Genomic DNA, 10,419 nt, shown 5'->3' with positions numbered 1-10,419 from the left:
GCACGCTGCGGCACTGTACCCAAGTCGCGCCTTTCGGCGCTTCATCTCCCTCATTTTGAGGGAGAACCCTGGGATCGCCACGCACGCGCTTGGGGCGCGGGCAAGGACGGCGCGTGGGCGCACGGAGCAGCGCTGTGTCAGGCCGTCGTCTTGCGCCGCGGTGTCGCGGGTTTGCGAACCCGCACCGCATTGACCGCGGGCGCCTGTGCCAGCAGGCGGCCAAGCATGTCGATCAGCTGTTCGACTTCCTTCTCATCGAGGCAATCCAGCAGCACCTTTTCGCGGTCGAGTGCCAGTTCGATGATCCGGTCATGCAGCGCGCGGCCGGATTTGGTCAGGATGACGACGCGCCTGTTGTCACCGGCCACGTCGGTCACTGTCACGCTGCCGTTATCGACCAAAGATTTAAGGGTGCGACTGACGAGACCCTTGTCGAGATCGAAATACTGGCAGATCTGTTGTGCGGTGCACGCGTCTTCGCTGGCGAGCTTCGAGAGTATCCGCCATTCCGTGACACCGACGCCGAATTCTCGCCGATAGGCACTCGAGGCACCCGCGGCGAGCTTGTTGCCCAGAAAGTTGATGAGCGCCGGCACGTATCGTCCATGATTAATCACCGGCTTTGTCATCTGGATACGATCTGCAATCTGAAATGAACGGAAATCGAGCCGCCCGAGGATGCTTGGCTAGACTTTAGCAGCATGCCACGATGCGTCGGAATTACGCAGTTCAACAGACCGCGTTGTGTTGTCAACCCGGCCGTTGACAGGTCAACATGGCTCCGTTATCGCGGGCGACAGCGTATGGCGACATGACTTTGCGGCCTTGAAGAGCCGACATCACGCATAGAGGAGGAATTGATGCTGAGGAATTTGATTTCCGCGACCGTGACCGCCGTCAGCGTGTTGTCTGTCGGCGCAGTGGCGCAGGCGCAGGAGACGGTCAAGATCGGTCTGATCGTGCCGATGACCGGCGGTCAGGCTTCGACCGGCCAGCAGATCAACAACGCCATCAAGCTCTATCAGCAGAAGAACGGCGACACCGTTGCCGGCAAGAAGGTCGAGGTCATCCTCAAGGACGACGCGGCGCTGCCTGACAACACCAAGCGCCTCGCGCAGGAACTGATCGTCAACGAGAAGGTCAACATCATCGCCGGTTTCGGCGTCACGCCGGCTGCACTGGCCGCTGCGCCGCTTGCGACCCAGGCGAAGGTGCCGGAAATCGTGATGGCCGCGGGCACCTCGATCATCACCGAGCGCTCGCCCTATATCGTGCGCACCTCGTTCACGCTGGCGCAGTCCTCCACCATCATCGGCGACTGGGCCGCCAAGAACGGCATCAAGAAAGTCGCGACGCTGACGTCCGACTACGCGCCGGGCAACGACGCGCTGCAATTCTTCAAGGAACACTTCGTCGCCGGCGGCGGCGAGATCGTCGAAGAGGTCAAGGTGCCGCTGGCCAATCCGGACTTCGCGCCGTTCCTGCAGCGCATGAAGGATTCCAAGCCCGACGCGGTGTTCGTGTTCGTGCCCGCCGGGCAGGGCGGCAACTTCATGAAGCAGTATGCCGAGCGTGGCCTCGACAAGTCCGGTATCAAGGTGATCGGACCCGGCGACGTCATGGACGACGACCTGCTGAACAATATGGGCGATGCAGCCTTGGGCGCCGTGACCGCGCATCTCTATTCAGCTGCGCATCCCTCGGCCATGAACAAGGACTTCGTTGCGGCCTACAGGAAGGCGTACAACACGCGCCCGGGCTTCATGGCGGTTGGCGGCTGGGATGGTATCCATCTCGTCTACGAAGCGCTGAAGAAGACCGGCGGCAAGGCCGACGGTGACAGCCTGATCGCGGCGATGAAGGGCATGAAGTGGGAGAGCCCGCGCGGCCCGATCTCGATCGATCCCGACACCCGCGACATCGTGCAGAACATCTATATCCGCAAGGTCGAGAAGGTGGACGGCGAACTCTACAACATCGAATTCGCGACCTTCGATGCGGTGAAGGACCCCGGCAAGACGAAGAAGTAAGCGACACTTTTTCGGAAGTGTAGTAAGCTCCGCCATCGGCAATTTCCCTCCCCCGCTTGCGTGGGGAGGGGCAGGGTGGGGGGCCACACGCGCCGCTCTCCAGGTGGCGCCACCCCCACCCCACCCCACCCGACCGGCCTTGCGGCCGGCCACCTCCCCGCAAGGGGGAGGGACAAGACAGAAAGCACCCAGAACTAAATGACCCTTCTCACCATCCTGTTCGACGGCGTCGCCTACGGCATGTTGCTGTTCGTGCTGGCGTGCGGGCTGGCGGTGACGCTGGGGCTGATGAACTTCGTCAATCTCGCCCATGGCGCTTTCGCCATGGCCGGCGGCTATATCTGCGCCATTCTGGTCAATCGTTCCGGATTGCCGTTCTTCGCGGCCTTGCCGATCGCCTTTGTGGCGAGCGCGGCCATCGGCGCGCTGCTCGAGCGTTCGCTGTATCGGCATCTCTATACGCGCAGTCATCTCGATCAGGTGCTGTTCACCATCGGTCTCGTCTTCATGTCAGTGACCGCGGTGGACTACTTCATGGGATCGTCGCAGACCTTCATCCATCTGCCGGATTACCTGCAGGGCCAGATCAATCTGTTCGGTCTTGGCGTCGGTCGCTATCGCCTGATGATTATCGTGATCTGCGGATTGCTCACCATCGCATTGCAGATGATCCTGTCGAAGACGCGCTTCGGCAGCCGGTTGCGCGCCGCGGTCGATGATCCGCGCGCCGCGTCGGGTTTGGGCATCAACGTGCCGCAGGTATTCGCGCTGACTTTTGCGTTCGGTTGCGGGCTTGCTGGCCTGGGCGGTGCACTTGGCGCCGAGATCCTCGGCCTCGATCCGTATTTCCCGCTGAAGTTCATGATCTACTTCCTGATCGTGGTGACCGTCGGTGGTTCTTCCAGCATCACCGGACCGTTCCTCGCCTCGCTGCTGCTGGGCATCGGCGATGTCGCTGGGAAATATTACGTGCCGAAGCTCGGCGCCTTTGTGATCTACACCATGATGATCGTGATCCTGATCTGGCGCCCGAACGGCCTGTTCGGTCGTACCGCGGCGCGGTGAGGGGATCATGACAGCGAACAGCACCACGCATCCGGAAGTCGGCACCTTCGCCATGGCGCGTGCGCAATGGCGCTGGCCCGAAGTCGTGTTCTGGCTCGCTGCTGCAGGCTGCATCCTGCTGTTCCCGAACCGCTACCTGATCCTGACCGAAATCGCGTGGCTGGCCCTGTTTGCGCTCTCGCTCGATCTCATCCTCGGCTATGCCGGCATCGTCTCGCTCGGCCATGCCGCCTTCTTCGGCTTCGGCGGTTACGCGGCGGGACTGCTGGCACTGCACGGCATCGTCACCGAACCGGTGGTCGCATTGGTTGTTGCTGGTCTTGCCGCGATGGCGCTGGGCTTCGTGACGAGCTTCCTCGTCATGCGCGGGTCGGATCTGACACGGCTGATGGTGACGCTCGGCATTGCGCTGTTGCTGCGCGAGCTCGCCAACCGTTTTTCAAACATCACCGGTGGTTCCGATGGCCTTCAGGGCATCGAGATGCAGCCAATCCTGGGCCAGTTCTCGTTCGACATCTTCGGCAAGGTCGGCTTCATCTATTGCCTGATCGTGCTGTTCATCATGTTCCTGCTGGCGCGCCGCATCGTGCATTCGCCGTTCGGCCTGTCGCTGCGTGCGATCCGTAACAATCCGCTGCGTGCTTCGGCGATCGGCATTCCCGTCAATCGCCGGCTGATCGCGATCTACACCATTGCCGCATTTTACGCGGGCGTTGCCGGCGCGCTCTCGACGCAGACGACGGCGCTGGCCTCGCTCGATGGTTTTGCTTTCGATCGCTCGGCCGATCTGATGCTGGTGCTGATCATCGGTGGCACCGGCTATTTGTATGGCGGACTGATCGGTGCGGTGATCTTCAAGCTGCTGCAGGAGTTCTTCTCGACGCTGACGCCGCAATATTGGCAGTTCTGGATCGGTGCCGTGCTGGTGGTCATCGTGTTGATCGGCCGTGAGCGCATGCATCGCTGGGTCATGTTCGTGCCGCGGCTGATCGCGAGCAGGTTCAGCCGCGCCAAGGCGCCGGTCGTTGTGCCGGAAGGTGAGGCGCCATGACCATCGCGCTGGAAACCGTCAACCTCGAAAAGTCTTTCGGTGGCCTTCGTGTCACGCGCGATCTGTCGCTCAAGATCGAGACCGGCGCGCGTCACGCGCTGATCGGCCCGAACGGTGCCGGCAAGACGACCGTGATCAATCTTCTGACCGGCGTGCTCAAGCCCAATTCCGGCAGCATCCTGCTGGAGGGCAACGACATTACCGGCCTGCCGGTGCACAAGCGCGTGTTGCGCGGACTGTCCCGGACATTCCAGATCAACCAGCTCTATCCCGACATGACGCCGCTGGAGACCGTTGGTCTCGCTGCGTCCGAACATCTCGGCCATGGCAGCGATTGGTGGCGTCGCATGGGCACCCGCAGTGACGTCAATGACGCGATCGCGGAAAACCTCGCGCGCTTTCATCTGCTCGACGTCATGAATGAGCCGACGGCGACATTGCCCTATGGTAAGCAGCGCCTTCTTGAAATCGCCGTCGCCATTGCGACCAAGCCGCGTGTGCTGTTGCTCGACGAACCTGCAGCAGGCGTGCCGGAAAGCGAGCGCCACGATATTCTCTCTGCAGTCGCTAGCCTGCCGCGCGACGTCACCGTGCTGCTGATCGAGCACGACATGGATCTGGTATTCTCCTTTGCCGATCGCATCTCGGTGCTGGTCGCGGGCGCCATGCTCGTGGAAGGCCCGCCGGATGAAGTCGCGCGCGATCCGCGCGTCAAGGCCGTGTATCTGGGCGAGGGCGCCGATGTCTGATCTTCTCGACATCAATGATCTGCGCGCTGGCTATGGCGAAGCCGTGGTCATTCCGAAGATGACGCTGCAACTCGGCGAAAGCCAGGTGCTGGCGCTGCTCGGGCGCAATGGCACCGGCAAGACCACGCTGATCAATTCCATCGTCGGCGTCACCCGCCGCTTCAGCGGCACGCTGAAGCTCGGCGGAAAAGACATCACGTTGCTGCGGCCGGACCAGCGCGCGCGCGCCGGCATCGGCTGGGTGCCGCAGGAACGCAACATCTTCCGCTCGCTCACCGTGGAAGAGAACATGACCGCGGTGGCGCAGCCCGGGCCATGGGACGTCAAGAAGATCTACGAGATGTTTCCGCGGCTCGAAGAGCGCAAGAACAATTTCGGCAATCAGCTGTCTGGCGGTGAACAGCAGATGCTGGCGATCGGCCGTGCACTCACGCTCAATCCGCAGGTGCTGCTACTGGACGAACCGACCGAAGGCCTCGCACCGATCATCGTCGATGAATTGCTGGCGGCGCTGGGAAAGATCACACGTGCCGGCGGCATCTGTTCCATCATCGTGGAACAGAATGCCCAAAAAATACTCGGGCTCGCCGATCGTGTCGTGATATTGGAACGCGGCACCATCGTTCATGATGCGACGAGTGCAGCGTTGAAATCCGATCCTGCCGTGCTGGAGCATTTCCTGGGCGTCGCCGGCGCAGCCGGCAACAAGAGCAAACACACAGCCGGCACATCCGGCTAATCTGCAAACCGAGCATCCTGGAGTAACAACTATGCAGAGAACCAAAGCCCCGTTCCGTGCCGACGAAGTCGGCAGCCTGTTGCGGCCCGCATCGATCAAGGAAGCGCGTGCCAAGCTGGAGAAGGGCGAGATTTCGGCTGACGACCTGCGCAAGGTCGAAGACATCGAGATCGAGAAGGTGGTGCATCGCCAGGCCTCGACCGGCCTCAAGCTCGCCACCGACGGCGAATTCCGTCGTTCGTGGTGGCACTTCGACTTCCTCGCCAAGCTGACCGGCTGCGAACTCTATCATCCCGACACCGGCATTCAGTTCACCGGCGTCGAGACCCGTCATGACTCGGTGCGCGTGATCGGCAAGGTGGATTTCCCAGACGATCATCCGATGCTGGCGCACTTCAAGTTCCTGAAGAAGCATTGCGACACCGCGGGCGTCACCGCGAAGATGACCATCCCGTCGCCGGCAGTCCTGCATTTCCGCGGCGGTCGCAAGGCGATCTCGAAGGAGGTCTATCCGGATATCGAAGTGTTCTTCGAGGATCTCGCCAAGACCTATCGCAAGGCCGTGAAGGCGTTCTACGACGCCGGCTGCCGCTATCTGCAGTTCGACGACACGGTCTGGGCCTATCTCTGCTCGGAAGATGAGCTGAACAAGGTCCGTGCGCGTGGCGAGGATGCTGACAATCTGCAGCAGATCTATTCGCGCATCATCAATTACGCGATCGCCGAGCGTCCTGCGGATATGGTGATTACGACGCATGTCTGCCGCGGCAACTTCCGCTCCACCTGGATTTCGTCGGGCGGCTACGAGCCGGTGGCTGAAACGCTGCTCGCCGGTACCAATTACGACGGCTACTTCCTCGAATACGATTCGGATCGTGCCGGCGGCTTCGAACCGCTGCGCTTCCTGCCAAAGGGCAACAAGGTCGTCGTGGTCGGTGTCATCACCTCGAAGTTCGGTGAGCTCGAGAAGAAGGAAGACATCAAGGCGCGTCTGCAAGAGGCTTCGAAGTTCGCGCCGCTTGAGCAGCTGGCCGTGTCGCCGCAATGCGGTTTCGCCTCCACCGAGGAAGGCAATATCCTCAGTGAAGACGAGCAGTGGGCCAAGCTGAAGCTCGCTGTCGATGTCGCGAACGAGCTTTGGGGCAAGTAAGCCCGTTATCGCCTGACCGGCGGCTCGCCAACAAAAATGCCCGGCTTTTGCCGGGCATTTGCATGTCAGTCTCCTGACGATGAGCTCTCAGGGCTTGCCGCGGCCCACGCTTTCATAGGTGAAGCCGGCCTTCTCCATCTCCTCGCGGCGGTAGATGTTGCGCAGGTCCACGATGACCGGCTGCTTCATCTTCTGCTTTACTTGCGCGAGATCGAGGGCGCGGAACTGTTCCCATTCGGTGACGATCACCAGCGCGTCGGCGCCGGTGGCGCAGGCATATGCATCGTCGCAATAGGCGATATCAGGCAGTTCGTGCCTGGCCTGTTCCATGCCGACGGGATCGTAGGCCTGCACGGTGGCGCCGAGATCCTGAAGCGCGGTGATCAAGGGGATCGACGGCGCCTCGCGCATATCGTCGGTGTTGGGCTTGAAAGTCAGTCCGAGCACGCCGACGGTCTTGCCGCGCAGATTGCCACCGAGCGCGGCGGAAACCTTGCGGGCCATGGCGCGCTTGCGGTTGTCGTTGACGGTGAGAACTGCCTCGACGATCCGCAGCGGCGCGTCGTAGTCCTGACCGGTCTTGACGAGTGCGCGGGTGTCCTTCGGAAAACACGAGCCGCCGAAGCCGGGGCCAGCATGGAGGAACTTCGCGCCGATGCGGTTATCGAGGCCGATGCCGCGCGCGACATCCTGGACATCTGCACCGGTGCGCTCGGCCAGATCAGCGATTTCATTGATGAAGGTGATCTTGGTCGCGAGAAATGCATTGGCGGCGTATTTGATCAGTTCGGCGGTGCGGCGGCCCGTATACATGATCGGCGCCTGATTGAGATAAAGCGGGCGATAGATCTCCGAGATCACTGCGCGTGCGCGCTCGTCGTCGGTGCCGACAACGATTCGGTCAGGATGCTTGAAGTCGCGGATCGCGGCGCCTTCGCGCAGGAATTCCGGATTGGACGCCACGGCGACGTCGGCCTCGGGATTGGCTTCCTTGATGATGCGTTCCACATCGTCGCCGGTGCCGACAGGCACGGTCGACTTGGTGATCACCACCGTAAAATCGCGCAGGTTGGCGGCGATCTCGCGTGCGGCGGCATGGACGTAGCTGAGATCGGCATGGCCATCGCCGCGGCGGGACGGGGTGCCGACCGCAATAAACACGGCGTCGGCCGCCTTCACGGCCTCACTGAGGTCGAGACTGAAGCCGAGCCGGCCGCTTTTCACGTTGCTGGCCACCAGGGCGTCGAGGCCGGGTTCGAAGATCGGGATTTCGCCCCGCAGCAGGGCGTCGATCTTGCCGCTGTCCTTGTCCACACAGGTTACATGGTGGCCGAAATCGGCGAAGCAGGCGCCGGACACAAGGCCGACGTAACCGGTGCCGATCATCGCAATGCGCATGGAGAAAACCCGTTTTGAGTGGTCGAGAGGCGAAAACTTGAAGTTCCCCCATCCTAGCAGAAGCGCGCGACTTTCACACGACGGCAGGCGGATCGATGGGGCATTTCATCTGTGGGCAGGCTGTGCTAAAGAGTGGGCCAAGCGTAATTCTGCCCACTTTCGGTCACATCCCCGCATATGAAGAACGATCAGATCCTCGGAATCATCTCCGATTTCTGCCGGCAGGCGGAGATGGCGGAGTCGACCTTCGGTCGCCGGGCCGTCAATGACGGCAAGCTGGTGAACCGCCTGCGCGAGGGCAAGCGCATCACCATCGACACGCTGGAGCGGATTCAGGCCTTCATTGCCCAGTCGATGCCGGAGGGCGTGCCGCCGCCGCGCGGGCTGGAGCCGCCAATCGAGCGGCGCGATCCGCGCAGCAATTTCCGCTTCTTCGAGAACCGGCAGAAATACCTGCTGTTTGTCCATACTTGCTCGGAAAAGCGGGTGATTGCCGATCGCGTCGGGCTGGAACTCGCCAGCATCCATCCGCGCCCGCCGGCGCTGCGGGTGTTCGATGCCGGCGTTGGCGATGGCACAGTGCTGGCGCGGGTGATGCGCTCGATGCACGGCCGTTTTCCGCATATGCCGTTCTATATCGCAGGCAAGGAACTCAGCCTTGAGGACGTCCGGCTGACGCTGGACAAGGTGCCGGATCGGCTGTTCGAACATCCGGCCACGGTCTTCGTCCTGACCAACATGCATTATGCCGAGGCGCCCACGCTCACCCCGGCATCGCCGGCCGCTGCCGCCGCCATGATCTGGCACGAGGTTCCGCTGCGGGGGGCTTCGTCCGGCGAATTCGCCGACCAGATTGCTGGACTTGGAGCTTTTCTTGAGGACAACTGGCGGGCCAGTATCAACCCCCGATCAGGCATGCCGACCTATGAACGGCCCGTGGCGCTGGTGGTTTATCGGGAGGATCACCGGTTCCTGCTGGATTCGATTATCCCGCGGGCAGGGCGCACAGAGGCCAATTTTGACCTGATTATCGCCTCCCAGCCCTATCGGGCGAAGTCTTCGGTGCAATTTCGGGCCAAACGGATCATGGCGCCGCTGGCCCGGGCATTGCGGGCTGGTGGGCGACTGATCGGTATCCATTCGCATGGGCAGGACCCCGGTATGGAGATCGTCCAAGCCGTCTGGCCCAAAGAAAATCCTTTCGCCGTCAGCCGGCATGAGCTATTGCGGGCGGTGAAATACGAGCTGGGCTCAGCCGGCCGCGATCTGAACTTCAATGCCTATTCCGACCAGCGGTCGATCTTTCGCTACGCCATGGAGGCGCTGCCGAACGAGGTGACCGGATCGATTGGAACATCGACGGCTTTTGCGGCGTGGAACGCGGCGGTTTACGTGGCTCAAATCGAGGATGACCGTTTGACGGAAGTGACCCAGAGCGGCCGTTACCTGGATGCCACCCGAGAGGTTCTGCGCAAGCACAACGGTCTCTGGTTCTACGACGAATCCTACGTCATCTCGCGGCGTCGCGACTGACATTTCCGAACAATGTGACGAAGGCTGCCGAACTCGGCGCAAATTAGAGGACCAGTTGATGCGCGCGTCTTATCTCTTCACCAGTGAATCGGTTTCCGAAGGCCATCCCGACAAGGTTTGCGACCGTATCTCCGACGAGATCGTTGATCTGTTCTTCCGCGAAGGCCCGAAGGCGGGCATCGATCCCTGGGATATTCGCGCTGCCTGTGAAACCCTCGCCACCACCAACAAGGTTGTGATCGCCGGCGAGACCCGCGGTCCATCCACCGTCACTAACGACCATATCGAAGCCGTCGTCCGCGCCGCCATCAAGGATATCGGCTACGAGCAGGATGGCTTCCATTGGCAGAACGCTGACGTCCAGATCCTGCTGCATCCGCAGTCGGCCGACATCGCGCAGGGCGTCGATGCCAAGCAGCCGACCAATGCCGAAGAAGGCGCCGGCGACCAGGGCATCATGTTCGGTTACGCCACCAACGAAACGCCCGAGCTGATGCCGGCACCGATCTTCTATGCGCACAAGATCCTGCGCCTGATCTCGGAAGCCCGTCACGCTGGTACCGAAAAGGTGCTCGGCCCGGACTCCAAGAGCCAGGTCACCGTGCAGTATGAAAACGGCAAGCCGGTTGGCGTGCGCGAGATCGTCGTCTCGCATCAGCATCTCGTCGAGGACATGACCTCGAACCAGGTGCGTGAACGCGTCG

At 61.7% G+C, this 10,419-nt stretch carries 10 protein-coding genes; 8 read left to right on the top strand and 2 right to left on the bottom strand.

What is annotated here, in order from left to right; genetic code table 11:
• Positions 1 to 137 precede the first annotated feature (137 nt).
• On the bottom strand, positions 138 to 596 hold the full coding sequence (locus ACEK02_RS13445) for a MarR family winged helix-turn-helix transcriptional regulator (protein ID WP_371422189.1): 459 nt from the start codon (positions 594 to 596) through the stop codon (positions 138 to 140).
• Between the two features lie 264 nt (positions 597 to 860).
• Between ACEK02_RS13445 and ACEK02_RS13440 the strand changes: the two genes are divergently transcribed.
• From ACEK02_RS13440 to ACEK02_RS13415, 6 genes are all read left to right on the top strand, one after another.
• Positions 861 to 2,030, top strand: coding sequence for an ABC transporter substrate-binding protein (locus ACEK02_RS13440; protein ID WP_371422188.1), 1,170 nt, complete (start codon positions 861 to 863; stop codon positions 2,028 to 2,030).
• A gap of 198 nt (positions 2,031 to 2,228) precedes the next feature.
• Complete coding sequence (locus ACEK02_RS13435; protein WP_371422187.1) at positions 2,229 to 3,095, top strand: branched-chain amino acid ABC transporter permease; 867 nt, start codon at positions 2,229 to 2,231, stop codon at positions 3,093 to 3,095.
• Positions 3,096 to 3,102: 7 nt separating this feature from the next.
• Positions 3,103 to 4,146: a branched-chain amino acid ABC transporter permease gene (locus ACEK02_RS13430; protein ID WP_371422186.1), complete on the top strand. Its 1,044-nt coding sequence runs from the start codon at positions 3,103 to 3,105 to the stop codon at positions 4,144 to 4,146.
• The gene (locus ACEK02_RS13425; protein WP_371422185.1) at positions 4,143 to 4,895 is read left to right on the top strand and encodes an ABC transporter ATP-binding protein; all 753 of its coding nucleotides are present in this window, start codon (positions 4,143 to 4,145) and stop codon (positions 4,893 to 4,895) included. The genes ACEK02_RS13430 and ACEK02_RS13425 overlap by 4 nt, the downstream gene beginning before the upstream one ends.
• Positions 4,888 to 5,634: an ABC transporter ATP-binding protein gene (locus tag ACEK02_RS13420; protein WP_371422184.1), complete on the top strand. Its 747-nt coding sequence runs from the start codon at positions 4,888 to 4,890 to the stop codon at positions 5,632 to 5,634. Before ACEK02_RS13425 ends, ACEK02_RS13420 begins: the two co-directional genes overlap by 8 nt.
• Positions 5,635 to 5,665: 31 nt before the next feature.
• Positions 5,666 to 6,784 carry a cobalamin-independent methionine synthase II family protein gene (locus ACEK02_RS13415; protein WP_371422183.1) on the top strand — a complete coding sequence of 373 codons (1,119 nt, stop codon included), beginning with the start codon at positions 5,666 to 5,668 and terminating at the stop codon, positions 6,782 to 6,784.
• An 87-nt stretch (positions 6,785 to 6,871) separates the two neighbouring features.
• On the opposite strand, the gene ACEK02_RS13410 is transcribed toward ACEK02_RS13415, so the two are convergent.
• Positions 6,872 to 8,182, bottom strand: a complete 1,311-nt coding sequence (locus ACEK02_RS13410; protein WP_371422182.1) for a UDP-glucose/GDP-mannose dehydrogenase family protein — start codon at positions 8,180 to 8,182, stop codon at positions 6,872 to 6,874.
• 177 nt (positions 8,183 to 8,359) lie between these two features.
• On the opposite strand from ACEK02_RS13410, the gene ACEK02_RS13405 reads away from it, so the two are divergent.
• Positions 8,360 to 9,715 (top strand): hypothetical protein, encoded by a 1,356-nt coding sequence (locus ACEK02_RS13405; protein WP_068738171.1) that lies wholly within the window; start codon positions 8,360 to 8,362, stop codon positions 9,713 to 9,715.
• A 58-nt stretch (positions 9,716 to 9,773) separates the two neighbouring features.
• On the top strand, positions 9,774 to 10,419 hold a 646-nt coding region (locus ACEK02_RS13400; RefSeq protein ID WP_371422181.1), incomplete at its 3' end, for an S-adenosylmethionine synthetase N-terminal domain-containing protein.

This window comes from Tardiphaga sp. (assembly GCF_041424195.1).
Classification (GTDB): Bacteria; Pseudomonadota; Alphaproteobacteria; order Rhizobiales; family Xanthobacteraceae; genus Tardiphaga.
This window is presented reverse-complemented; position numbering and strand designations above follow the sequence as displayed.

Bases quoted from the DNA above. Each gene is read 5' to 3' on its own strand.
- ACEK02_RS13440 (WP_371422188.1), top strand. From the start codon at position 861: ATGCTGAGGAATTTGATTTCCGCGACCGTGACCGCCGTCAGCGTGTTG.
- ACEK02_RS13435 (WP_371422187.1), top strand. From the start codon at position 2,229: ATGACCCTTCTCACCATCCTGTTCGACGGCGTCGCCTACGGCATGTTG.
- ACEK02_RS13430 (WP_371422186.1), top strand. From the start codon at position 3,103: ATGACAGCGAACAGCACCACGCATCCGGAAGTCGGCACCTTCGCCATG.
- ACEK02_RS13425 (WP_371422185.1), top strand. From the start codon at position 4,143: ATGACCATCGCGCTGGAAACCGTCAACCTCGAAAAGTCTTTCGGTGGC.
- ACEK02_RS13420 (WP_371422184.1), top strand. From the start codon at position 4,888: ATGTCTGATCTTCTCGACATCAATGATCTGCGCGCTGGCTATGGCGAA.
- ACEK02_RS13415 (WP_371422183.1), top strand. From the start codon at position 5,666: ATGCAGAGAACCAAAGCCCCGTTCCGTGCCGACGAAGTCGGCAGCCTG.
- ACEK02_RS13410 (WP_371422182.1), bottom strand. From the start codon at position 8,182: ATGCGCATTGCGATGATCGGCACCGGTTACGTCGGCCTTGTGTCCGGC.
- ACEK02_RS13405 (WP_068738171.1), top strand. From the start codon at position 8,360: ATGAAGAACGATCAGATCCTCGGAATCATCTCCGATTTCTGCCGGCAG.